A 26,347-nucleotide genomic window follows, 5' to 3' on the forward strand; every position below is an offset into this window, starting at 1 on the left:
CAAGATTTATGAAAATAAATATAAAAAGAATTTATTTCTTAGTTATAATTATTATATTTTTATATTCATATCTAGCTAATGTTGAAAAATATGTGCCAATAGAGGAGTTAGATATACCTGTTGGAATAGGATATGAGCTTAAAGAATGGAGTCCTAAAGGGCAAGTATATAATGTGCCTTTAGCTATTTATAATTTAGGGCAGGGAGAAAAGCAGCCTGTTAGTGTAGTAATTTTAAATGGAGAGGGCGAAACAATAGGAAGGACTAGAGAAGACAGGCAGAGAAAGTCAGCTAGAAAATTTATAATTGGAACAGAGAAGATTGCTATAATAAGTCAGGAATTTGGGGAAAAGGGAATACATGACATAGTTAATATATTATTTACTAATTCTCTAGTAAATGACAAATCCCTTGTTGCAATTTTCAAGGGAAAAGCTACAGAAGCATTAAATCTTAATGTTAAAGGTTATCCTAGTTCAGCAGATTATATACAGGGAATGCTTCAAAACTCCATAAACTTTAACTTTTTTTCAAATGACTTTCAATTAATAGATATATATAAGAATTGATGCTGAAGGAAGAGAATTAGTACTTCCTAATATAGACATAGATAAAAATCAGTTAAAAATTATAGGTCTGTCTGTATTTGATAAGGATAAGATAGTAACTACTTTAAATATGAATGATTCTAAGTGGATGAGTATATTAAGAAATAATAAAGTTAATGGTGTAATTGAGCTACAAGATAAATCTGGTAATTCAACTGAGTTATATGCACACTCTAAAAGAAAGGTAAAGTGTAAGAAAGTAGGAGATAAATATAGTTTTACTATAGATTTAATGATAAAATCAGACATTATACAGAATGAAATTTATAGCAAAGCTTTAGAAGATCCTAGAGCAATAGAAGAATTAGAGGAAGATGCTAAGGAAGAAGTAGAAAAAATGTGCAACAACTTTATAAAAAAGATGCAAGAAGAAATAAAGATTGATTGTCTTGAACTTGGGAGAGAAGCAGTTGCCAAATATGGAAGAAAAACAGGAATCGATTGGAACAAGGCTATATGTGAAGCTGATATAAAGGTAAATGTTAAACTTACAATAGATAGAATAGGAAGAGGTAGATATTAGGTACTTGTCCTATTCTATCTTTTTTATAATTACAAATAATCCTTGTTATTTTTATTAGAGTAATAAATATATAACTTAGATAAACGTCTGTATTTTAAGATCAACATTTATTTAAAATAGAGTGAAACAAATAAATATTTTAATATAAGGAATAAAATAACATGTGGAAAGTAAAGGAGATTTTATACGATATATAGAATAGTAATTTAGATATTCAATATAAATAATTGTATTATGGTAAAAAAGGCGGGTTAACATGAGGGCTGTAAGCATTAGCAATATAAAAGAAGGAAATATTTTAGGGAAATCGATTTATTCTTCAGAAGGAAGGCTGTTATTAAGTAAGGGAATGGAGCTAGATAAAAAGTTAGTAAGTACATTGCGAAAACATCAAATTATGTATGTTTACATAGAAGATCGTATATCAGAAGGTATAGAAATTCATAGCATTGTTGATGAAAAAATTATAATTGAAACCATTGGTACAATGAAAAAGATTTTTGATATGGCTATGTATCGCAGTAAAGGTAAGGAGAAGATGGAATGGATACCACTTCAAGCTCATTTAGAGGTTCAAAATGTTATAGAAAATATACTATACAACTTAAAAGAAAATGAAAATGTATTATACAGTATGACTGAACTTATGGGAACTGATATGTATACCTATAAACATAGTGTAAATGTGTCAATATTAGCTATACTCACTGCAAGATCACTAGGAATAGAAGAAAAGGAGATAAGAGATGTGGCTATGGGTGCCCTGCTGCATGATTTAGGAAAGACTAGAATTGAGCCTGATATACTAAATAAAACAAGTGAACTTACAGAAGAAGAAATAGAGCTAATAGGCAAACATCCGGAATATGGGTATGACATTGTGAAAAATGACTTATCTTTATCCTACATAACAAAGCAAATAATTTATTCACACCATGAATTTCTAGATGGGAGTGGATATCCAAGAAAACTAAAAGGCGATGAAATATCTATTTATTCAATGATTGTTACAATATGTGATATGTTTGATTCAATGACCTCTGATAAGTTTGGTAGAAGAAAGATGTCAATATATAAAGCACTAGAGATAATGTCAGCAAAAACCTTTGACAAATTAGATGATAATGTTTATAACAGATTTATAGAAAATATTGCTATATATCCTATAGGGACAGGAGTAATATTAGAAGATGGAAGAAAAGGTATAGTAGTAGATATCCATAGATCATGTCCTACTAGACCAATATTAAGAATAATTGAAGGTAAAGGCAATGCTGAATATTATGAGATTGATCTTATGAAAAATCTAACTATATTTATAAGTGATGTGATAGACCTAGACAATATAAAATAAATTTTGAACAGGTAATAAAGTATAAGCTATAAAAAAAGGCTATAGAAAAATTTTCTATAGCCTTCTTTATATAATTTAATTAAACAAATTATTATTTTCTCATTTTAAGAGCTTCTTCATATAATGCCTTGAATTTAGCGCTAGTACCAGTTGCTCCAGTAACAGTATCTGCCTTTCCACTTGTCATAGCTGCTTCCTCAAGCTTATCCATAGCTTCTTTAGCGGAAATCTTTGATTTTGCCTTCATGTCACTATTGTACTTCTCATCTTCACTCTTTTTCTTACCTTCTTTGTTTAATTCATCAAATTCAACTTTTTCAATTTTTCCATCTTTATAAGTTATAGAAACTTGACCTTTCCAGCCATGAGAGTCAAAATCTTTTTCACTAGCTGTATAGGTATCGTTCATTGCTAAAATAGCTGGAGTTGAAACACCTTTTTCAGCATTAGCTAAAGCAGCTTTAGCTAGAGCTTTAAAGTTCTCAGATGAATGAGTTGCTCCAGTAACTACATCTACTTTATCAATATCTTGGGTTTTTACTAGGTTGTCTCCAAGTTGTGGTGAATATTCAGCTGGAGAAGTTTTGCTCTTATCTTTCATAGCTTTATTGTAGTTTTCATCTTGAGTCTTAAGTTTTCCTTCAGGATTAACATAGTCAAAAACAACTTTTGAAATTTTCTTATCTTTTATTTGAATTTCAATTTGTGGTTTCCAACCATGTCCATCAATGTGGTCATATGAAGCTTTATAAGTACCATCAGTATAAGATTTTGCTGCCTTATTAGAATTTTCTTCAGTTTTTGGTTTAGTATCTGTTGGCTTTGATGAGTTACCACAACCAGCTAAAATTGAAGTAGCTAAAACTGCAGTAGCAACAAGACAAATAACTTTTTTCATTATTAAATATCCCCCCTATGGATAATATACATATATTTCAATATTAACATTCAAAAAAAATATTGTCAATAAATTGACAATGAAATCGTTTGTAGTTAATGAAATATATATAATTTTAGTAAAAAAAGTGCATAATATTTGATAGATTTATAATATAATTAAAAATTATTGACATTTTAAAGGTAGACATTGGATGATTTTTTTTATAAAATGGTATTAGGGAAAGTGTCTATTATAACTATAATATGGGGGGAAGAAGATGACGAAAAAAAGTAGAGTTGTAATACTTGGAGGAGGGTATGGAGGGATAAAAGCAGCAAAAATGCTGAACAAAAGGTTTAAAAAGGATGATAATGTTCAGATAACTTTGATCGATAAAAATCCATATCATACACTTATGACTGAACTACATGAAGTAGCTGGAGGAAGAGTTGAACCGGAAAGTGTTCAAATTAGTTTGAAAAAGATTTTTTCAGCGACAAAAGTAGAAAATTTAACAGATAAAATTACAAAAATTGACTTTGAAAATAGAACATTGTATTCAGAAGAGAGTAGCTATGATTACGATTACTTAGTAATTGGATCGGGAAGCGAGCCAGCATTTTTTGGTATAGATGGTGTTCAGGAAAATGGATTTACACTATGGTCCCTAGAAGATGCTATAAGGCTAAGAGAACATATGGTGAACATGTTTAAAAAAGCAAGCGGTGTGAGAAATATAGATAAAAGAAAAAAAATGCTTACTTTTGTAGTTGCTGGTGCAGGATTTACAGGAATAGAAACTATAGGGGAATTTGCTGAATTCAAAAAGAAGCTCTGCAGAGAATACGATATTAATGAAAGAGAAGTTGAGTTAATAGTTGTTGAAGCTATGGACAAGATTCTCCCAATACTTAATGACAAGTTAATAAACCAAGCTATTAGATATCTAAAGAAAATTGGAATTAAAGTCTATACTAATGCACCAATTATTAAAGTTAATAAAGATTCTATCATGCTGAAAGATGGAACTGAAATAGGCACTCATACTTTAGTCTGGACTTGTGGTGTTCAAGGAAATAGCTTTACATCAAATCTAGGACTTTCTATAGGTAAAAAAGGAAGAGTACTTGTAAACGAATTTATGCAATCTGTTGATTATAAAAATGTATATTTAGTTGGTGATAATGAATATTTTGAAGAGGATGGAAGAGCGATTCCACAAATAGTAGAAACAGCTCTTCAAACAGCTGAAACAGCAGCAAAAAATATAATTGCTGATATTGAAGGTAAAGAGAAAGAAGCTTTTAAATCAAATTATCATGGAGTTATGGTATCCATCGGAAGTAGATATGCTGTGGCTAGCCTTATGAATAAATCACTATCTGGATTTATTGCAATGGCTATGAAGCATTTAGTAAATATTCACTATTTGTTTAGTGTTGGTGGCTTTAATACAATTTGGTCTTATATTGTACATGAATTCTTTGATGTAAAAGAAAAACGTTCTATGTTAGGCGGCCATTTGTCAGCTAAGTCACATAGTTTTTGGATTGCAATTTTAAGAGTTTATATAGGAGTATTATGGCTTATAGAGGGAGTAAATAAGGTTAAAGGCGGATGGTTAAAGCCTGAGAATATATTTATTGTTCCTACCTCTGGTGTATCCGGTGCATCCCAGGCAGCAGAGGGGGCTGCTGAAGCAGTTGCTAGTGCAACTCAAGCAGCAGCTGGAGCAGCACAACAGGCAGCATCAAATTTACCTACTCCTATACTAAGTAATCCGCCAGAATTTTATACTTGGTTTATGGATAAGTTCGTTGCACCACATGCATTTTTATTTCAATCTATGGTAGTAATTGTGGAGATAGGGATTGGACTTGCATTAATAGCCGGGTTATTTACTTTCTTGGCATCACTTGCTTCAATTTTCTTGAGTCTTAACTTCATAATATCTGCTATGGCAGGGGTGGAAATATTATGGTATATATTCGGAGCAATAGCTCTATTAGGTGGAGCAGGAAGAGCCTTTGGATTAGATTACTATGTGATGCCGTGGCTAAAGGGATGGTGGAATAAAACTAAACTGGCAAGAAAAACTTATCTATTTATGGACCACAATGTATCACACACAGCTTAACTAAATTAATTATATCTAAAAAAGGTGATTAGATGAATAAATTTTGGAATCAATATTCGAGTATTCAAAGTGATTTAGATGAGGTAACTGAAATAATAAAAAAGAATATTAAGAGCAGTGAAAAAACAATGGAAGAGGCTCTTTTAGGGTTAGTAAATTCTAGAGGAAAGCAGCTAAGGCCAGCTTTCCTTCTGCTTTCATCTGGATTTGGAAATGGAGATAAGAAAAAGATATTATCTCTAGCCGCTGTAATAGAAATGCTTCACATGGCCACATTGATTCATGATGATATTATAGATGATTCAGAGCTCAGGAGAAATAGGGCCACTATACAATTTAAATATGGTAAAGAATATGCGGTATTTATGGGAGATTTCTTATTCTGTAGATGTTTTATGATACTTTCAAACGAGAGTTCCATGGAGAATATGAAATTACTATCTAAAGCTATTTCGAAGATATGTATGGGGGAAATTAATCAATTTTCTTCTAGACATTCTAAGGATGTGAGCGTTAAAAAATATTTGAAGAGGATTGGAGCTAAAACAGCAGCATTATTTTCTTTAAGTTTCTATGTAGGTGCAGAGGAAAGCGGCTGTAGTGAAAAATTATATAAACAATTAGGGAGAATTGGTTATGAAATAGGTATGGCTTTTCAAATTATAGATGATATATTAGATTATACCGGTAGTGAAAATGTAGTTGGTAAACCTTTAGGAAGCGACTTGAAAGAAGGAGTGTACACACTGCCCATTATATATGCATTACAAAGAGATAAGTCTCAACTGGAGTACTATCTAAATAAAGATCAAATAGCAGAAGATGAAATAAAAAATATTATTAATATTACTAAAAATCTTGGAGGCATTGATGAAGCTAAAAAGTTAGCAAAACGATATACTGATAGAGCCTTAAATAGAATATTAAAGCTTCCAAAGTGTAAAAGCAAAGATATATTATTAGATGTAACGAAAAAGCTTTTAGAAAGAGAATATTAAAAAAGTCTGTAGAATAATTCTACAGACTTTTTTAATATATAATTATTTATGCTGACATGTTATTACCAGCATTTAAATTTTCATTTTTTTTAAACAATCTCAATACAAATTTTACCGCTTCGTTTACAACTATTACTAAAACAGAAGTTAATATTACTTTAACCCACATAATAGGGCTTAATGAAACTGCATTAAAGAATCCTGAGAATAATTCAGTTATTACAATTTGAGCTACAGCTGTAATACCTATTATTTTTAAAGCTATAGTATTGTTTTTAAAGTTAGGTATTATGCTGTCTGTACCAAACTCTCTGCAGTTAAATGCGTTAAATAGAGAATTAAATGCAAATAGAGCAAATAGTACAGTTTCCATTTCACTAGGGCCTTTAAATCCTTTAGCAGGTACTTCAGCGCCAAGAGGGTTAAATATCATTTGTATCATAATTATTGCTGTTATATAAACTGCATTTGAAATCATTGTTATTAGCATGTTTTTAGTTATTATGCTTGCATTTCTATTAATAGGTTTTCTTTTTAATACGGCATCACGTACAGGTTCAAGTCCAAGGGAAAGAGCTGGAGGACCATCCATTATGATGTTTACCCATAACAGTTGTATAGTAGTAAATGGCATTTCAAAGTCGAATATTACAGATAGTATAGCAGTTAAGAAAGCAATTATATTAACTGTAATCTGGAATTGAATAAATCTTTGGAAGTTTTCATATATTCCACGACCCCATTTAATACCTTTAACTATTGTTCCGAAGCTATCATCAGTAAGTATAATATCTGCTGCATTCTTAGAAACTTCTGTACCAGCAATACCCATTGCAATACCAACGTCTGCTTTAGTTAATGCAGGAGCGTCGTTTATTCCATCTCCAGTAACTGCAACAACTTCATTGTTAGATTGAAGTGCTTGTACAATTCTCATTTTAGTATCAGGCTTTGAACGAGCAACTATAGCTATAGTTTTAATTTCTTCTTTTAATTCTTCATCAGAAAGAGTGTCTATATAAGAAGCCTCTACAGCTCTTAATCCATCTTTTAAAAGTCCTAGCTCTTCACCGATAGCTATTGCTGTATTTATATTATCACCTGTAAGCATTTTAGTTGCAACTCCAGCATTCCTAGCTAGAGAAACGGCTTCTTCTACTTCTGGTCTTAGAGGGTCTTTTATACCTACAAAGCCTGTAAATATTAATTCATCCTCTATAACGCCAGCTTCTGAAGACATTGCTACTTCTTCATTTATATTTCTATAAGAGAAACCAAGAACACGCATAGATTTTTTCTGAAGACTTTCTATGGCTTCTAAAATTTCTTGTCTTCTTGTATCAGTTAATCTTATATCTCTACCATCAATATGTTCGTAGTGGCATAAATCAAGAATAACTTCAGGTGCACCTTTTGTTAGAACTGTGCAGGTTTCTTCTTCGTTTATTATAGTACTCATTCTTTTTCTCTTAGAAGTAAATGGAATCTGATGAAGTATTGTTCTAGATTCCCTCTCCTTTATATAATCATAGGAGTCGTTATATAAAAGAAGAGCACATTCTGTAGCACTACCTAAATACTTAACTTCTCCGTCAATTTTTTCAATATCAGCAGTGGAGTTTATTAAGCAATTATCTATAAAATAATTACTACTCTTACTTAATTCATCTCTTTCTACAAATTTACCATTTAGATAAACACGTTCTACAGTCATTCTATTTTGTGTTAAAGTACCTGTTTTGTCAGAGCAGATTACACTAACAGAACCTATAGTTTCGCAAGCTTCTTTTTTAGTAACAAGAGCATTTATCTTAGCCATTTTTTGCATTGTAATAGCAAGAGTCATATTTATCATTGTTGGAAGTCCCTCTGGAACTGCTGCTACTATTAAAGCCACACAAACTACAAAGGCAGTTTTTACAGGCTCAATAGAATTTAAAAATGGCATAAATCCAGAAGTATCAACATTAAGTGTATGCGCTAATATCATTTTTGTTAGCATTATTATAAATAATATAGCTGCAATAGCACTAGATACCTTTGAAATTTTAGATCCTAAATCTCCAAGTTTAATTTGTAATGGGGTTTCAACATCGCCATCTTCTAGGTTTTTAGCTATTCTACCCATTTCAGAAGAGTCACCAGTAGATGTAACTACAAGTTTACCTCTACCATAGGCTATAAGAGTACCTCCAAAAACCATGTTTATTTGTTTTGCAGGTATAGGGTCTTGAGTTATGGATTTTCCCTTAGCTTCAATAACTTCCATTTCAACAACGGTTTCAGCGATTTTACTAACGTCTTCAGATTCACCTGTTAGCATATCTTCTCTAACTTTTAGATCAATGCTTTCAATAAGTCTTCCGTCAGCTGGAACCATGTCACCCATTTCAATAAATACTATATCTCCAGGAACTAAATCATTTTTACTGATTTGCATTATATTCCCGTCTCTTAAAACTTTTACTTCTATGTTCTCTGTCATCTTTGATAATGCTTCTGCAGCTTTTTGTGACTTTCCTTCTGTAATAATTCCTATAGCGATACCAATTGCAACAGCACAAACTATTCCTATAGCATCTTGAAATTCACCTATTAAACCACTAATAAGTGCTGCAACTAATAAGATTATCATCATAGGTTCTGTTAAAGCATCTTTAATATCATCCCATATAGAGCCTTTTTCTTGCTTTGAAAATTCATTTGCACCATACTTTTCAAGTCTAGATTTTGCCTCAGGTGCAGATAAACCTTTGTTTGAATCTACTTGCAGTTCTTCTAATACCTTAGAAGCTTTTTCATTAAAGTATTTCATAATTATCACCTTTCTTTAAAAGTAGTACAAGTTAGATTATATCATGATTATTGTGTAAATAATATGTGATTTTGTAATAAAAAAGGGAGAAATATGTGTTAAAGTTTTGTAAATAAACATAAATTATCTCATTATTTTTTTATAATTGTAACAAAAGTTACAGAAAGGAAGCACATTAGTGTTTATAATAAAGTCAAAGGTAAGCAAACGCAAAAGATAATGGCTATGTTTTAAGAGCTTGTTGATTTCGTATAATATCGAGAATAATTCTAAATTTAGTATAACTATTATAGCTAAACTTTCATTAACTCGCATAGCTCAGACAAATGAAAGTTCTTAACGCTATAATTGATATACTAAATAAGAATTATAATTTCTCATTATAATGAACTTAACAATCTTTAAAACAGCCTTAACGTACTAATGGAAAGTTTTAAATAAATGTAAAAATCAACATTCATTTAAAACATAGCAAAAAATAAAAATAAAATATAATATATGGAGGTATTTATAATGAGTATGTTTTGTTATCAATGTCAAGAAACAGCAGGCTGTAAAGGCTGTACAATGAGGGGAGTATGTGGAAAGCCGGCAGATGTAGCTAACTTACAAGATTTATTAATATACACATTAAAGGGAATTTCACTATATGCTTTAAAAGCTGAAGAAGCAGGAATTAGAAATGAAAAGGTTAATAAATTTATTGTAGATTCATTATTTTCAACTATAACAAACGCTAACTTTGATAAAGAAGGTTTCGATGTAAGAGTAAGAAAGGCGTTAACATTAAGAGATGAAGTAAAGACTTTATTAATAAACGCTGGAATTAACATAGATGATATAAAACATGATTCAGCTTTATGGATTGGAAGTACATTAGCTGAATTCGAAGAAAAGGCTAAGACAGTAGGCGTATTATCTACTGAAAATGAAGATGTAAGATCTTTAAGAGAATTATTAATATATGGAGTAAAAGGTATGGCAGCTTATGCAGAGCATGCTTATAACTTAGGATATGAAGATGAATCTGTATATTCATTTATGAAAAAGGCATTAGCATCAACAACAAAAGAATTAACTGTGGATGAAATGATAGCTATAGTTTTAGAGTGTGGAAAATTTGGAGTAGACGTAATGGCACTATTAGATAAGGCTAATACATCAACTTATGGAAATCCAGAAATAACAAAAGTTAATATAGGTGTTAGAAATAACCCAGCTATTTTAATAAGTGGACACGATTTAAAGGATATGGAAGAGTTATTAAAGCAAACAGAAGGTACTGGAGTAGATGTATATACTCATAGTGAAATGTTACCTGCAAACTATTATCCAGCATTTAAGAAGTACGAACATTTTGTAGGAAACTACGGAAATGCATGGTGGAAACAAAATGAGGAATTTGAAAGCTTTAATGGACCAATTTTAATGACTACAAACTGTTTAGTTCCACCTAAAGATTCATATAAAGATAGAGTATATACTACAGGGGCAACTGGATTCCCAGGGCTAAAACACATTGAAGATAGAAAAGATGGTAGTCCAAAAGACTTTTCAGAAATTATTGAACATGCTAAAAAGTGTGCTCCTCCAACAGAAATAGAAAGAGGAGAAATAGTAGGAGGATTTGCTCATAATCAAGTTCTAGCTTTAGCAGATAAAGTAGTGGAAGCAGTAAAATCAGGAGCAATAAGAAGATTCTTTGTTATGGCGGGATGTGATGGAAGAGCGAAGAGCAGAAACTACTATACAGATTTTGCCCAAGCACTACCAAAGGATACAGTAATTCTTACGGCAGGATGTGCTAAATATAAATACAACAAACTTAATTTAGGAGATATTGGTGGAATTCCAAGAGTATTAGATGCTGGACAATGTAATGATTCATATTCATTAGCAGTAATAGCTCTTAAATTAAAAGAGGTATTTGAACTTGAAGATATTAACGAACTTCCTATTTCATTCAATATAGCATGGTATGAACAAAAAGCTGTAATAGTATTGCTTGCATTGTTACACTTAGGAGTTAAGAACATCCACTTAGGACCAACACTACCAGCTTTCTTATCCCCAAATGTAGCTAAAGTATTAGTTGATAACTTTGGTATAGCCGGAATTGGAACAGTGGAAGATGATATAAAATTATTTTTAGGAGAATAGTGCAGTTTAAAAACCCGTGTGATTTTTCACACGGGTTTTATTTTATTTCTAAATATAAGCCCTGATGTAGAAATATGTTATAAATGTATACATTTACATAAAAAAGGTGTAAAATATTGTTAAATAAATGGCTTCTAGCAAAGAAGCATAGGGGGATGGTATATTGAAAAATTTAAAGTTATCTTACAAACTGTTAATTTTTATTTTTGTATTGTCAATAGTTCCGCTAACTTGTGTTTTCATTATCAACTATAACACTGTAAATAACTTATTAGATAGAAGAATACACGAGCTTATAAGTGAAAAAGCTAATTCTAGAGTAGAACAAATTAATCAATGGGTTATGGGAAAAAAGGATGAAGTAGATGCTATGGCAAATGTACCAATACTAAGAAAAGGAGCAAGTGAGCAAGAAAGATCAGCTTATACGGCATATAATCTATATAGAATGCAAAAAAATCATCAAGGTGTATATGATGCACAATGGTCTTCTGATGAAAAAGGAGATTTTATATTTGCATCTCCAAATGATAAAGGGGATGTAGATAAGGTTAGTGGAGGAACTATTGCAAATAGGGATTACTGGAATGATTTAATTAATGGGAATATAGTAGTTAGCAATCCACTAACCTCTCGTTCAACTGGGAAACCAGCTATAGTGGTGGCAGCTCCTATTAAAGGATATAATGGAAAATATATAGGAACTGTTGGAAATAATATTTCTCTTGAATTTATTGAAAGTACATTAGCAAATATAAATCTAAGTAAAGAGAGTTTTGTAGTATTGACCTCTAAGGATGGTACATTTATAGTACATCCAAACAAAGAATATATAATGAATAAAAAAATATCTGAAGTAGATGATGAATTGAGTAAGACTATATCTACATTAAAGTCAAACAAAAATGATAATTTTTTAAAGCTGAATTATAATGGAAGAAGTAAATTAGTAGCTAACTATAATATTGATCAAACAGGATGGACATTAACTGTTATTGGAGATTATAAGGAGCTATTTAAAGAAAAAAGTAATATATTACGCACTAATATAATTATAATTTCTATAGTATTATTAGCTATTATATTAGGAGGAGCTATTTTTATTAAGTCAATAAAAGCGCCTATACTAGAATTAGAAGAAGCATTTTTTAATGTTAGCAATGGAGATTTAAAATCTAGAGCAAAAATAAGTGCAAAAGATGAATTTGGATTATTGGCAGAAAAGTTTAATGCTATGATAGAAAATATAAGTGAATTAGTAAACGAATCAAAAAAAGCTTCGGAAAATCTTTTAGATTCCTCTATGGTACTTATAGAGGAAACCAGCAAAAGCAGTATAGCTACTAATGAGGCAGTTCAAAGTGTAGAGCAAATAGCTGCAATAACAGAAAAAAATGCAAAAAATACATCAGTAGGTACAGAAAAAATAAATCAATTATCAGAAAGTATAAAATCTGTAGCTGATTATATAAATAATGCAGCAAATATGTCAAATACATCAAAAGAGTTAAGTAACAAAGGAATAGAGATAATAAAAATTTTAAGAGAAAAATCAGATAAAGCAAAACAAGCTAGTTTTGAAGTAAATGATATGATAGTTTCTGTAGATAAGAGCTCACATAAGATTAATACTATTATACAAGCTATCAATGAAATATCAGAGCAGACAAACTTACTAGCCCTAAATGCTTCTATAGAGGCGGCGAGAGCAGGGGAAGCTGGAAGAGGTTTTGCTGTAGTAGCAGAGGAAATTAGAAAATTAGCTGAGGAAACTTCAAGTTCCACTAAAGAGATAAAGGATATAATTATTGAAATTCAAAGTAAGTCTAATTTATCTGTAAGTTCCATGAATAACTCTAAAGTTATTCTTGAAGAACAGCTTGAGTCGGTAGATGAAACAGAAGTGGTATTTTTAGAAATTTCTCGAGATGTTAATGAACTAACTCAGCAAGTCCATAGTGTTAAGAAGTATAATGAAGAAATGCTAATTAAAACAGATGAAATTGTGGATGTCATAGGAAATATAGAAGAGTCCTCACAACAATCATCTGCATCTACAGAAGAAGTACTAGCATCTTCTGAGGAGCAATTGGCTTCAATAGAAGAAATGGAAAGTAGAGCTAAACAGTTAGAGGAATTAGCATCTGAATTACAAGATTCTATAAATAGATTTAAAATTTAATAAATATTTATTTTAAGGCACCTTTCATTGAAAAATGGCAGGTGCCTTTCTGATTAAAAAAGAGTTTCTTCTAGGGCTTCTAAATCTAAGATAGTTATAGTTTTTTTATCGGAACTAATTAATCCGTCATCTTTCATTTTTATTAGTTCTCTTGAAAGAGAGGGGCGAGTAGTACCAAATTGATCTGCCATTTCTTGTCTTGATGCACTTATTTGTATTACTAAGTTTTTTTGTTTTTTATATTCATCTAGTAGAAAACTTGCAATTTTTTGTCTTATAGTTTGGTAGGATAAATTTCTAAGTATCTTACTTAATGTAAGTATTCTATTAGACAATACTCTCATGAAGTTATTTAAGAAACTAATATTTAAGCTGCAAAGTTTTATAATATCAGCTTCATGGATAAATAATATCTTTGATTCACTGGAAGAAAGTATTGTAGATGGATAAGTTTTTTTATTTGAGAATATAATAGCTTCCCCAAAAATATTGCCTTTGCCCATACGATTTATAGTCACAATTTTTCCAGAAGGATAATTTTTTTGAACTTCTATAGAACCTTCAAGAACAATTCCTATGCTCGATATAGGATCATCTTCAAGGGCTATAGTTTCTCCTTTTTTAAAATTAGTTAATTTATAGTTTGTATTTGAAAGTATATTGTTAATTTCATCTTCGGTAAAGCCTTTGAATAATGTGCAAGTTATTAGGTATTTACTAACTATTTCCATAAAATTCACCTCAAAATATTTTATAAATATTTGGTAACTTAAGTTACATATTTGTTTAATTAATATTATTATAATAATATTAGTAAATCAAGTGAAAGTTATATTAGGGGGTAATTATATATGAAGAGAAAAATAATATCTATAGATGAAAAAAAGTGTAATGGTTGCGGAATATGCATTAATGCATGTCATGAAGGGGCAATAGAGCTAATAGATGGAAAAGCAAAATTAGTAAGCGATGAATATTGCGATGGACTTGGAGACTGCCTTCCTGGTTGTCCTACAGGAGCTATAGAGATTATTGAAAGAGAAGCGGATGATTATAATGAAGAAGCTGTAGAGAAGAGAAAAATTAAATTGGACAATAAAAATATGAAACAAAATATAGAAAATGAAGCAAAGCCAAAGCCTTGTGGATGTCCAGGATCTATGGCAAAGATGATTAAAAGAGAACAAATACACAATGAAGCTAAAATTGAAGATAAGAAAGCAGAATGCTGCAGCGTTAAAGAAGAGAGTGTATCAGAATTAATGCAATGGCCTGTTCAATTGAATCTTATAAATACTAAAGCTCAATTTTTAGAAGGAGCAGATCTACTAATTGCAGCAGATTGCACAGCTTATGCTTATGCTGATTTTCATAGAGATTTTATAAAGGGACATATTACTGCAATAGGTTGTCCTAAACTTGATGATAATAATTTTTATAAAGAAAAGCTAACAGAAATATTGAGAAACAATAATATTAGAAGTATTAAGGTAATTAGGATGTCGGTACCTTGCTGTGGTGGAATTGTTAATGCTGTAAAAGGAGCAATGTTAGAATCTAAGACAATTATTCCTTACAGCGAAGTAATAATTGATGTAAATGGACAGATAATACAAAATATTTAATAGTTTATAAAAACATGCTGAAAGCTATATTAAGTGGCTTTCAGCATGTTTTGCTTTATTGAGTTATGTTTACCAATAAAGTCTATTTTGATAAAATAACTTTAAAATGGAATTTTTTTTGAGGAAGGGGAATAAAATGAGACAAGAATTAAAAGCAGACTTAGTTCTATTATCAGTAACTTTAGTTTGGGGAATTAGTTTCCCTATTATGAGTACAGTATTAAAACATATAGGCCCTTATACATTTTTAGCTTTAAGATATTTGACTGCAGGAATAATATTGGCAGTATTTATTTTTAGAAAGTTTAAAAATATAAACAAGAAAACAATAAAAGCAGGGTTACTCATTGGATTAGCACTGTTTTTAGGATGTATTCTGCAAACTGTAGGACTTGTATATACAACTGCCAGTAAATCAGGGTTTCTTACAGGGCTTAATGTAATATTTGTTCCAATGCTTATAGCTATAATTTACAAAAAAGTACCGGATTTTAAGAGTGTTATAGGAGTATTACTTTCAGTTGTTGGCCTTGCAATAATGTCTTTAGACGGAGGCATGAGCATGAATTTCGGTGACACTTTAACTATAATTTCTGCAGTAGCCTTTGCTGTTCAAATATTATTGGTTGATAAGTATGCAAGAGATGTAGATATAGTTGTAATGAGCTGTATACAAATGTTTGTTATAGGAATATTGTCATTTATTCCAGCAGTAGCAATAGAAGGTCTAAAATTCCCAGTAACTAAAGTTACTATAGGTTCAATTTTGTTTACTGCAATTTTTTGTTCTATTTATGCCTTTGGTATGCAGAATAAAATGCAGCCATATACAAAGCCAACTCACGCCGCAATAATATTTTTAGCAGAGCCTGTATTTAGCGCTATTTTCTCTGTTTTTATTGGAGATAGACTTACAGGTAAAACATTAGCAGGGTGTTTACTTATTTTACTAGGTATGGTGATAATAAATACAAAATTCACTGGAAAATTAATAGAAGTTGAAGAATAGAAATATATTTTAAATATAATGCTAAAATGTTTACTATTTATTAATACTTTGTAAACAACTTTTTCAAAATGTTGACTTTCGGTCAGTTAGGAATATAATGGAACTAAGGTTGCGTATTAAATTATATTACTATATTTGTAAGAATAAGTTTCATAATTTATATTTTAGGGGGAATCGTGATGGGCGTAAAAGACAGCTTAGAAAAAAGTGTTAAACAAAAAATAGTAAACACTGTATTGGGCATTATAGACAAAGACCCGGAAAAAAATGTTGATAAGATTTTTGAGGCTATCAAAAAAATTACTAAGGATGAGCACCAACTAGAGCAAATTGAATTTGTACACAACTACTATAAGACTCAGCCAGCTACTTATGAACTAATTCAAAATATACTAAAAAATACAGATAAGAAGTGTTTGAAAAAATTCTTTACTAATTTCTTTGCAAATGCCAACTGGTATGCAGGTTCAAAAAGAGCTAAGTACTTAGAAGAAGAGGATACAAAAATTCCTTTTGTTATGTTAATAAGTCCAACTATGCAATGTAATTTAAGATGTGTAGGTTGTTACGCAACAGATTTATTAGATCAACCAAGAATACCAATAGAGGAAGTAGATAGAATAGTTGGAGAGGCTAGAGATCTTGGAATATACTATATAATAGTATTGGGAGGAGAACCTTTCTTCTATAAAGAGCTGCTTGATATATATGAAAAATATGATGATATAATGTTCACACCATTTACTAATGGAACTCTTATAAACGAAGAAACAGCAGATAGATTAAAACAACTAGGTAATGTAGTTCCAATGCTTTCAGTTGAAGGTGAAGAAGAAGAGACAGATGCAAGAAGAGGAAAAGGTACTTATAATAAAGTTATGCATGCTATGGACTTATTAAATGAAAGAGGAATATTATTTGGAGTTTCAACAGCTGTTACAAGATTAAATATAGATTCAGTTTTATCAGATAGATTTATAGATAAATTAATAGAAAAAGGAGCAAAGATGAACTGGTATTTCTTATTTATGCCAGTTGGATGTGAAAATCCAAACTTTGATTTAATGTTAACTCCAGAACAAAGAATATATCTTGGTAAGAGAACTCATGAAATAAGGAAAACTAAGCCATACTTTACTTTGGACTTCTTTAATGATGCTCCTTTTGTAGGAGGATGTATAGCTGGTAAATTCTATTTCCACGTAAATGTTCATGAGGACTGTGAGCCATGTATTTTTGCGCACTTTGCTACCCAAAATTTGAAAGGAAAACATTTAATCGATGTATTCAGGGATCCATTCTTTAAAGAATTAAGGCACAGACAGCCATATAATAAAAACATGCTAAAACCTTGTATGATGATAGATAATCCTCACGTAGTAAGAGAAATATGTGAAAAGGTTGGAGCAAAACCAACAGATTTAGGAGCTGAAATTATGCTTAAGGATGAAGAATTTAGAAAAAAAGTAGAGAAGGTTTCTGAAGAGTTTTCACCTTATGCAGATAAGGCTTGGAAAGAAATATTTAATGAAAAAGGAAATGATGCTTTTTCAAGAGGATAATATGATAAGGAAAAAAAGTTTACAGTGAATGGGCTGTAAACTTTTTTTATATTGAAGCTGTAATAGTAGCTTTATATGCTTCAAAGGTTTTTTCTGCAGTCTTTTTCCATGAAAACTTAGACGCTTGTTTTATCCCTTTTTTACTTAGAACTTGTTTTAAATTTTCATTACATAATAAATTCCCAAGGGTTTCAAAAAGCTCATTTTCATCATATGGATTAATAAGAAGGCCGCTATCTTCAACAACTTCGGGTATAGAAGTAATATTTGAAGTAATTACTGGAGCACCACAGCTCATTGCTTCAAGTGGTGGTAATCCAAAACCTTCATATAATGAAGGATAAACAAAAGCTTCACAACAACTATAGAATATAGGAAGTTCATCTTGAGGTATAAATCCGGTAAATTTTATTTTAGATTCTAAATAAGAATATTTACTGCTTAAGTATTCTCCTAGGTCTTTTTTTGCTCCTACAATAACTAAATTATGATCCTTATCCAAATTAGAAAGCACTCTAATGAATGAGTTTATAAGAGCTTTTACATTTTTTCTTGGACTAAAGCCGCCTATATAAAGAATAAAAGGTTTATCAATATTATAATTTTTACTTAGAAAATCTTTGCAATAATTTTTATCTAGCTGTCTATATATAGAATCTGCTGCCAGTGGTGTAACAAAAATTTTATTAGGATCTATAGGGAAGAATTTGAGTATGTCTTTTTTAGAATATTCGGATACTGTAATTATTCCATCAATATTTTGGATAATTTCAGGAACATCTTTTAAAAATTTTAGTAAGTATCCTTTGCCTACAGTTTCAGGCATAATATAAGGAATCAAGTCGTGAACTGTTATGACTTTTTTGCATTTTATATTTATATCTAAGCTTATACCATTTTGAGGTACATGGTATATATCTATATTGGATTTATCCAAGTCATAATTAAAATAGTTTTGCTCAAAGAATTTAGGATGCTTTTTTGAAGTCATTATAATATCCACATTATTTTTAAGGTAATCTTCATAGTTTCTTTCTGACCAATAAAGTCTATAATAATTATTGTTGTATATATTAATTAAGTTTTTAACCACATTTTCTGTATAAGTACCAATTCCAGTACCCCTATACCAATTGATACCTCTAGCATCAATTGCTATTCTCATTAAATCCTCTCCTTAAAATAGTCTATATACTTATTAATATTAAATAATATATAAAAATGTGATACAAATTAATGTTTCTTTCTACTATTCACATACTAAAATTACATTCATATACTAAAATGAGATAAAGAATTTGGAGGCATGTCTCTTGAACATAAATGATGTGAAGTCAGTAGTTGAGAGAGAATATGATATTAATATAAATAATATAGAAAGCATAAAAAATATATATAAAATCAATATCTCAAATGAAGAATTTTGTTTAAAAGTTATTAAATATGAATTTAAACATTTCTTTTTTATTCTAAATGCTATCAAGCATCTTCAATGGAATAATTTTCAAAAGATACCAAAGTTAATAAAAAACAAATATGGAGATGAATATATAAAATTAGGAGCCAATTATGCTTATTTAACACCTTGGATTAATGCTCGACTATGTAATTATGATAACCCAATAGATTTGACTATGGCCACTTTAAAGTTAGCAGAACTTCACATAAAGAGTACTAATTTTAAGGTTACTGAGAATATGAAACCACGAATAGGATGGCTAAGATGGATACAAACATATAAGACTCGAAAAGATGAAATTTTAGATTTTAAAGATAGAATATGCAAAAAAGAAAATAAATCTAAGTTTGACCAACTGTATTTATCAATTATGGATGATGAATTAAGGAGAGCAGAAAGATCCATCCATAATTTAATTTCTAGTAATTATATAGAAAAAATGAAGAAGGAAATACTTTCCAGAGGCTTTTGTCATCATGATTATGCTTATCATAATGTTTTAATAGATCAGGATAATCTTATAAACATAATAGATTTTGATTATTGCATACTCGATAGCCATATTCATGATTTAGCTAGTTTACTAATTAGAGCCATGAAATATGGAAAATGGGATATAAAGAAGGCAACTGAGATACTTGATATTTATGGTTCTATAAATAAAGTAGAAAAAGATGATATACCAATAATAGCTGCCTTTATGGAATTCCCACAGGATTATTGGCAGAGGGGGATTCAGTGTTATTGGGAAGAAAAGCCTTGGGGTGAAGATTTCTTTATAAAGAAAATAGAAAAGTATATTGAAGATAGAGATCAAAAACACGAATTCATAGAAGATCTAAGAAATTGTTATAAATAAATTTTCTATATAAACAAAAATTCAAGAGGAGGTATATAAATGAGTAAAAATGATGACTTTAAATTAGTAAATAATATAGCAGAAGATATGGATTTAGACGATTATGACAAAGAACTTAATGATTTAAAAGAATATATAAAAAGGTTGAAAAAAATTAAAAAAAGACAAAAGAAACTTGAAGAACTTGAAAAGGAAAAGACACATATAATGAGGAAAATGAAAAAAAAGGATAAACAGGGGTGAAATTAATGAATAGCTTATCTAAAAACGCCTTTTCAGATTATATAAGAAGCAAAGGAATAGTTCAAGTGGAGCAAGGTAAGGAATATAAATTAAAAAAGTTAATTACTGATAAGGATGCAGTAGAACAGCTTTATTTGATAAGCGAGTTTCACAGAAGGACTATGGGGTATGACAATTATTTATGCCATAGGCTAGAAGATAAGCGTGGTAGAACTGTTGAAGAATATAAAATATATTCAAGAAGAATAAAAAGGCAGTATGAGTATATAAAAAAAAAGAATCCAAGAAGTGATTTTGAAAATCTCATAGTTCAAAAAGGAGAGCACTATATAAAACGAGGAGAGAAGGCAATTGATGAAGTAAATAATAATGGGTACTTAAAGCTTATAAAAAGGAGCATGGATAGATGTGAAATATGTCTAGGAGATACTTATTTTAATAATATTAGCAAAGGAGAGAATATTGAAGTAGTTAATTTAAAAGGTTGTGCATATAACTTAGTTGAGATAGATGGGTTATATTTTTTAAACAAACTTATGAAAAAAGGTATTAAGCTAGACTATGAAAAATTAATTGAGAATTTTTGTGAATTTGAACAATTAGGTGAAGAAAGTGTAAGGTTTATATATGCACTTTTATATTATCCTTATGAATTTATGAAATGCTTTAGTAAATACATGAAATATTCAGGAGGAATTTATAAAGATAAATATAAAAGTAAGTTAGAAAAATTGTTAATCCATGGTTCACAAAATTTATTATAAAGGGGGTGGGAATATGTTAGAGAATGCTAGATATAAGGATAAAAAAGCTTTAGTTCAGTATGATTTGAGCATAGATATTTTCAAAAATTATAATTTTAATTTAGAAGATATTATTCCTGTTAGAAAAGTTTTTATATTGATTACAGATCAGGGAAATAAGATATTAAAAAAAGTGGACTATGATGCAAAAGAATTAGAATTTATATATTCAGGGCTTGAATATATAAAAAATAACTCTTTTAATAGGGTATTTGATTTTATATTGACCAATGAAGGTAAGCCTTACTTAATTTGGAATGAGAATATATATTTTGTAATGAATTTGATTGAAGGAAGGGAAAGCGAATATTCAAATCCTCTAGATATAATTACTGCTTCAAAAGGTATTGGGGAGTTGCATAAAGCCTGCGAAGGATTTAGACATGAAAATAAGACGAGATTTACTTGTGGAAAAACCATAGAAAATTTTAAAAGAAAATTGCAAGAAATGGAGTTGTTCAAAAATATTGCCATGCTAACTGAAGTTAAAAGTGAATTTGATGAAATATTTTTAGAAAATTATAACTACTATGTGAATCAGATAGAAGATAGTATAAAGGTATTAGAAAAATCAAGTTTTTATAAATTATGCAGCCAAGAAGATAAGATAGTATTATGTCATCATGATTTGGCCCATCATAATATATTAATTAAAGACGAAGAGGCTTATTTTGTAGACTTTGACTATTCGGTAATAGACCTAAAGGTACATGATTTATGCAATTTTATGAATAAGGTGGAAAAAAGGGTAGCATATGATATAGAAAAAAGTAAGCTTATAATAGATAACTATTGTCTAAACAATGAGCTAAGCAAAAATGAACTAGAGGTTTTGTATGGAATGTTAATATTCCCTCAGGATATTTATAATATTCTAAAAGAATACTACACAAGGATAAAGGAATGGGATTATAGTATATTCTTAGATAAATTAATCAAGAAAAATGACTTCAAAGAAGATAGAGAGGAATTTTTAGAACTATTTAAGAATAAGATAATTGGATAATACAATCCATTGAATAATAAAGAAGTTTTAGGTTAATATTTTATGTATTAGACTAAAACTTTTTTTGTTATATATAAAACTGTAGAAATACTCTTCAATGGAGCTGTCATAGCAATTTTCCGTTGACAAATATGGTAATATATAATATAATCTTAGTAAATCAGTAGGAATAATGGGGATTAAGGAGTGTAGCAATGAAAATCTCTACAAAAGGAAGATATGGATTAAAAGCAATGATCGATCTTGCTCTGTTTTCAAGCAGTGAAAATAGTGTAACTTTAAAAAGTATATCTGAGAGACAAAATATTTCAGAAAGATATTTAGAGCAAATATTTTCTGCTCTTAGAAAAAATGATCTTGTAAAGAGTATAAAGGGACCTCAAGGTGGATATATGCTTGGAGGAGAATTGAGAGATATAACAGTAGGAAATATATTGAGAGCTCTTGAGGGGGACATTCATATAGTATCAGATGAAGAAGAAGTAACTAGTTCTATGGATAAATGTATACAAAACAATGTATGGCAAAAGCTAAATGAATCTATAGATAAAATAGTAGATTCTATAACTTTAGAAGACTTAGCTTGGGAATATGGAAAGATTAATAATGAAAGTTATATGTTTTATATATAGCCCTTACAACAAAAATAATCTTATAAACGTTTATAAAAAAGGGAGGTTTTAATGTGAAAATAGCAAGTAATTTAATAGAATTAATAGGTAATACACCATTAATGGAGCTTTCAAATTATGAAAAAGTTAATGGGTTAGAGGCGAAACTAATAGGAAAAATAGAATATTTTAATCCAGCAGGTAGCATAAAGGACAGAGTTGGATATGCTATGCTGCAAGACGCAGAAGAAAAGGGAATTATAAATAAAGATACTGTAATAATTGAACCTACAAGCGGTAATACTGGGGTTGGTCTTGCATTAGCAGCTGCTGCAAAAGGATATAAATTAATTATAACAATGCCAGAATCTATGAGTTTAGAAAGAAGAAAAATGGTAAAAGCTTATGGAGCAGAACTTGTATTAACTCCGGCAGCAGAAGGAATGAAGGGAGCTATTGAAAAAGCAGAAAAATTATCTAAAGAGATACCTAATTCTTTTATTCCTCAACAATTTAATAATCCTGCAAATGCTGAAGCTCATAAGAAAACAACAGCAGAAGAAATATGGAGAGATACAGATGGAAATGTAGATATATTTGTATCAGCTGTTGGAACTGGTGGAACAATAACAGGGGTAGGAGAAGCATTAAAAGCAAAAAATCCTAATATAAAAATTGTAGCTGTAGAACCAGCGGATTCACCTGTATTATCAGGAGGAAAACCAGGTCCACATAAAATACAAGGTATAGGGGCAGGTTTTGTTCCGGGAGTGTTAAATTTAGATGTAATAGATGAAATTATAGTAGTTTCTAATGAAGATTCCTATGAAGTTACTAGAGAACTTGCAAAAACAGAAGGTCTTTTAGTTGGAATATCCAGCGGAGCAGCAATTTATGCAGCTAAACAATTAGCACAGAGAGATGAAAATAGAGGTAAAAATATAGTAGTTATACTTCCAGATACAGGACAAAGATATTTATCAACTCCTGCATTATTTGAAGAGTAAGCTTTAATTTTAAACTAGATATAAAACTTTCTCCGTATTGGGGAAAGTTTTATAAAGTTTTACGGGAAATTTAAGGTAAAGGAGAGAATTAGAGGCTGCCTTATAGGTGGTTTTTATAGATAATATGAATAGAAAAATATATATAGACTATGCAGCTACATCTTATATAAGACAAGAAGTTTTAAATGAAATGATGCCTTATCTTACTGAGCATTTTGGAAATCCTTCTTCTGCTCATTCCATGTCTAGAGAAGTTAAGAAGGCTATTTATGAAGCTAAAATTCGAACTGCAAAGGCACTAGGAGCAAATAGAGATGAAGTATTTTTTACATCAGGAGGCTCTGAGTCTGATAATTGGGCAATTAAAGGGGTAGCTTTCAGAAATAAAGATAAGGGTAATCATATAATAACATCTAAGATAGAGCATCATGCTGTTTTAAATACATGTAAGTACCTGGAAGAACAAGGTTTTAAGGTTACTTACCTCCCTGTAGATAAAGATGGAATGGTGAGAATTGATGAATTAGAAAAGGCCATTAATAGTGAGACTATTTTAGTATCTATTATGTTTGCTAATAATGAGATAGGAAGTATTCAACCTATCAAGCAAATAGGAGACATATGTAAAAAGAGAGGTATAATATTTCATACTGATGCAGTACAGGCCGTAGGACATGTTCCAATCAATGTGAAAGATATGAATATAGACCTTTTATCATTGTCTGGACATAAATTTTATGGACCTAAGGGAATAGGTGCCCTTTATATAAAGAAAGGTGTAAAAATTCATAACCTAATCCATGGTGGATCACAGGAGAGGGCTAAAAGAAGTGGTACAGAAAATGTAGCTGGTATTGTAGGATTAGGAAAAGCAATAGAGCTAGCTATACAGGAATTAGATATGGAAAGTAAAAGATTAGTAAGCTTAAGAGATAAGCTGATAGATGGACTTTTGAGTATACCAAATTCAAAATTAAATGGACCTACTGGGGAAGAGAGATTACCTGGAAATGTAAATATAAGCTTTAAGGATGTTAATGGTGAAGCTATGTTAATAGCGTTGGATAATATGGGTATTTGTGCTTCCAGCGGGAGCGCTTGTACTGCAGGCTCTATAGAACCTTCGCATGTATTATTAAGTCTAGGTATACCTAAAGATATGGTGAAGGGATCCATAAGATTTTCTATGGGATTAAGAAACAATGAGGAAGATATTGATTATTTAATTAAAGTCATACCCGAGATTGTACAAAAAATAAGAAATTTAAGTTCTAAATAATTTAAATAAGCTAATCCAGTAAAATGGATTAGCTTATAATTTTTTTAAAGGAATTTAAGGTATTTTCCGCAGTTTTCATCCAACTAAATTCTGAACTTCTTATTAAAGCTTTTTTTATAAGATTATTTCGCAAATTATCGTCTAATAATACTTTCTCCATAGCTTCTGTTAATTCATCAATATCATATGGATTTATAAGAACAGCAGCATCATCTACAACTTCAGGAATTGAAGTAGTATTAGATGCTATTACAGGGGCTCCACAGGCCATAGCTTCTATAGGTGGTAATCCGAATCCTTCATAAAGAGAAGGATAAACAAAAAACTTACAAGCGTTATAAAAAATAGGCATATGTTCTAAAGAAATAAAACCAGGAAATATAACTTTATCAGCTATATTAAAATCTTCCGCTGTTTTCTTGTAGAGGCTGTAGGATTTACCTTGTTTCCCAACTATAATCAATTTTAAATTATTATTTTTTAATTTTTCATATAACTTACTGAATGATTGTATTAGTCCCACAATATTCTTTCTTGGACTAAAACCTCCTACATATAAAATAAAATCATCTTTTATAGAGTAGTTTTTCGCTATAAAGTCTTTACATTTATCCTTATTAAGAGGAAAGTATATATCTTCGTGAGCTAAATGTGTAACGAAAACTTTTTCTTCAGGATAATTAAAAGCAGAAATTATGTCTTGCTTTGAATAGTTAGATACAGTTATAATTCCGTCACATAATGGAATTATCTTTGGCATTTCTCTAAGAAATATTTCAAGATAAGTTTCTCCTACAGTTTCAGGCATTTTATAAGGAATAATATCATGTAAAGTAATTATAAATGGACATGTCTTATCTTTTGGCAATCCTATGCCATTTTGAGGAACATGATAAAGATCTATATCTTCAGTTTTCAATATATTTGGAATATTAACTTCATCCCAAAAGTTACCTTGAATATCTTGAGAAATATTTCTAATTTTATAATTCTTATTAAAGTTTATACCACAGTTGCTAGTTTGAGGCATGAATAGAAGATAATCATTAATAAGGTCTATTTTATTCAACGAATTAATAAGTTGATAGGAGTAGGTACCTATACCCGTTCCCCTATACCATTTTGCAGCACGTGAATCAATTCCTATTTTCATAAGGCATCCCTTCAAAATAAGTAATAGTTATTATAGTTTAGTATATTGTTATTACTAAGAAAATGTTAATAGAT

22 protein-coding genes are annotated in these 26,347 nt (G+C 30.1%); 17 read left to right on the forward strand and 5 right to left on the reverse strand.

The features are described 5' to 3' along the window. Positions 1–8: 8 nt before the first annotated feature. From ACWW38_RS12225 to ACWW38_RS12235, 3 genes are all read left to right on the forward strand, one after another. The gene (locus ACWW38_RS12225) at positions 9–569 is read left to right on the forward strand and encodes a Ger(x)C family spore germination protein (protein ID WP_456257832.1); all 561 of its coding nucleotides are present in this window, start codon (positions 9–11) and stop codon (positions 567–569) included. Between the two features lie 67 nt (positions 570–636). Continuing rightward, positions 637–1,131 (forward strand): Ger(x)C family spore germination C-terminal domain-containing protein, encoded by a 495-nt coding sequence (locus ACWW38_RS12230; protein ID WP_456260460.1) that lies wholly within the window; start codon positions 637–639, stop codon positions 1,129–1,131. A gap of 256 nt (positions 1,132–1,387) precedes the next feature. After that, a complete protein-coding gene (locus ACWW38_RS12235) occupies positions 1,388–2,485 on the forward strand; it encodes an HD-GYP domain-containing protein (protein ID WP_456257833.1) in 1,098 nt (365 codons plus the stop codon). Between the two features lie 91 nt (positions 2,486–2,576). Here ACWW38_RS12235 and ACWW38_RS12240 read toward each other — a convergent pair whose 3' ends face one another. After that, a complete protein-coding gene (locus tag ACWW38_RS12240) occupies positions 2,577–3,383 on the reverse strand; it encodes an FMN-binding protein (RefSeq protein ID WP_456257834.1) in 807 nt (268 codons plus the stop codon). A gap of 259 nt (positions 3,384–3,642) precedes the next feature. Between ACWW38_RS12240 and ACWW38_RS12245 the strand changes: the two genes are divergently transcribed. Together ACWW38_RS12245 and ACWW38_RS12250 are read left to right on the forward strand one after the other, a co-directional pair. Continuing rightward, positions 3,643–5,502: an FAD-dependent oxidoreductase gene (locus ACWW38_RS12245; RefSeq protein ID WP_456257835.1), complete on the forward strand. Its 1,860-nt coding sequence runs from the start codon at positions 3,643–3,645 to the stop codon at positions 5,500–5,502. Between the two features lie 32 nt (positions 5,503–5,534). Continuing rightward, on the forward strand, positions 5,535–6,500 hold the full coding sequence (locus ACWW38_RS12250; protein ID WP_456257836.1) for a polyprenyl synthetase family protein: 966 nt from the start codon (positions 5,535–5,537) through the stop codon (positions 6,498–6,500). Between the two features lie 46 nt (positions 6,501–6,546). On the opposite strand, the gene ACWW38_RS12255 is transcribed toward ACWW38_RS12250, so the two are convergent. Continuing rightward, on the reverse strand, positions 6,547–9,315 hold the full coding sequence (locus tag ACWW38_RS12255) for a calcium-translocating P-type ATPase, PMCA-type (protein ID WP_456257837.1): 2,769 nt from the start codon (positions 9,313–9,315) through the stop codon (positions 6,547–6,549). A 513-nt stretch (positions 9,316–9,828) separates the two neighbouring features. On the opposite strand from ACWW38_RS12255, the gene hcp reads away from it, so the two are divergent. Further along, complete coding sequence (hcp, locus tag ACWW38_RS12260) at positions 9,829–11,475, forward strand: hydroxylamine reductase (protein WP_456257838.1); 1,647 nt, start codon at positions 9,829–9,831, stop codon at positions 11,473–11,475. 163 nt (positions 11,476–11,638) lie between these two features. Next, complete coding sequence (locus ACWW38_RS12265) at positions 11,639–13,657, forward strand: methyl-accepting chemotaxis protein (RefSeq protein ID WP_456257839.1); 2,019 nt, start codon at positions 11,639–11,641, stop codon at positions 13,655–13,657. Between the two features lie 53 nt (positions 13,658–13,710). Here ACWW38_RS12265 and ACWW38_RS12270 read toward each other — a convergent pair whose 3' ends face one another. After that, a complete protein-coding gene (locus tag ACWW38_RS12270; RefSeq protein WP_456257840.1) occupies positions 13,711–14,388 on the reverse strand; it encodes a Crp/Fnr family transcriptional regulator in 678 nt (225 codons plus the stop codon). A gap of 120 nt (positions 14,389–14,508) precedes the next feature. Between ACWW38_RS12270 and ACWW38_RS12275 the strand changes: the two genes are divergently transcribed. From ACWW38_RS12275 to ACWW38_RS12285, 3 genes are all read left to right on the forward strand, one after another. Further along, positions 14,509–15,282, forward strand: coding sequence for an ATP-binding protein (locus tag ACWW38_RS12275; RefSeq protein WP_456257841.1), 774 nt, complete (start codon positions 14,509–14,511; stop codon positions 15,280–15,282). Between the two features lie 136 nt (positions 15,283–15,418). Then, entirely contained in the window at positions 15,419–16,291 is an 873-nt protein-coding gene (locus tag ACWW38_RS12280; protein ID WP_456257842.1) for a DMT family transporter, read from the forward strand. A 179-nt stretch (positions 16,292–16,470) separates the two neighbouring features. After that, positions 16,471–17,853: a radical SAM protein gene (locus ACWW38_RS12285; RefSeq protein WP_456257843.1), complete on the forward strand. Its 1,383-nt coding sequence runs from the start codon at positions 16,471–16,473 to the stop codon at positions 17,851–17,853. Between the two features lie 46 nt (positions 17,854–17,899). On the opposite strand, the gene ACWW38_RS12290 is transcribed toward ACWW38_RS12285, so the two are convergent. Next, positions 17,900–19,018, reverse strand: coding sequence for a glycosyltransferase family 4 protein (locus ACWW38_RS12290; RefSeq protein WP_456257844.1), 1,119 nt, complete (start codon positions 19,016–19,018; stop codon positions 17,900–17,902). Positions 19,019–19,166: 148 nt separating this feature from the next. Here ACWW38_RS12290 and ACWW38_RS12295 point away from each other — a divergent pair, with 148 nt between their 5' ends. From ACWW38_RS12295 to nifS, 7 genes are all read left to right on the forward strand, one after another. After that, positions 19,167–20,171 (forward strand): CotS family spore coat protein, encoded by a 1,005-nt coding sequence (locus ACWW38_RS12295; RefSeq protein ID WP_456257845.1) that lies wholly within the window; start codon positions 19,167–19,169, stop codon positions 20,169–20,171. A 39-nt stretch (positions 20,172–20,210) separates the two neighbouring features. Continuing rightward, complete coding sequence (locus ACWW38_RS12300; protein ID WP_456257846.1) at positions 20,211–20,414, forward strand: hypothetical protein; 204 nt, start codon at positions 20,211–20,213, stop codon at positions 20,412–20,414. 5 nt (positions 20,415–20,419) lie between these two features. Continuing rightward, entirely contained in the window at positions 20,420–21,178 is a 759-nt protein-coding gene (locus ACWW38_RS12305; protein WP_456257847.1) for a spore coat protein, read from the forward strand. A gap of 13 nt (positions 21,179–21,191) precedes the next feature. After that, a complete protein-coding gene (locus tag ACWW38_RS12310; RefSeq protein ID WP_456257848.1) occupies positions 21,192–22,223 on the forward strand; it encodes a CotS family spore coat protein in 1,032 nt (343 codons plus the stop codon). A 194-nt stretch (positions 22,224–22,417) separates the two neighbouring features. After that, on the forward strand, positions 22,418–22,855 hold the full coding sequence (locus ACWW38_RS12315; protein WP_456257849.1) for an RrF2 family transcriptional regulator: 438 nt from the start codon (positions 22,418–22,420) through the stop codon (positions 22,853–22,855). Between the two features lie 53 nt (positions 22,856–22,908). Next, the gene (gene cysK, locus ACWW38_RS12320; protein ID WP_456257850.1) at positions 22,909–23,841 is read left to right on the forward strand and encodes a cysteine synthase A; all 933 of its coding nucleotides are present in this window, start codon (positions 22,909–22,911) and stop codon (positions 23,839–23,841) included. 124 nt (positions 23,842–23,965) lie between these two features. Continuing rightward, the gene (gene nifS / locus ACWW38_RS12325) at positions 23,966–25,120 is read left to right on the forward strand and encodes a cysteine desulfurase NifS (RefSeq protein WP_456257851.1); all 1,155 of its coding nucleotides are present in this window, start codon (positions 23,966–23,968) and stop codon (positions 25,118–25,120) included. Positions 25,121–25,148: 28 nt separating this feature from the next. Here the strand turns inward: nifS and ACWW38_RS12330 are convergent, their stop codons facing one another. Continuing rightward, the gene (locus tag ACWW38_RS12330; RefSeq protein ID WP_456257852.1) at positions 25,149–26,273 is read right to left on the reverse strand and encodes a glycosyltransferase family 4 protein; all 1,125 of its coding nucleotides are present in this window, start codon (positions 26,271–26,273) and stop codon (positions 25,149–25,151) included. Between the last annotated feature and the right edge of the window lie 74 nt (positions 26,274–26,347).

The organism is Clostridium sp. JNZ J1-5 (genome assembly GCF_053901425.1).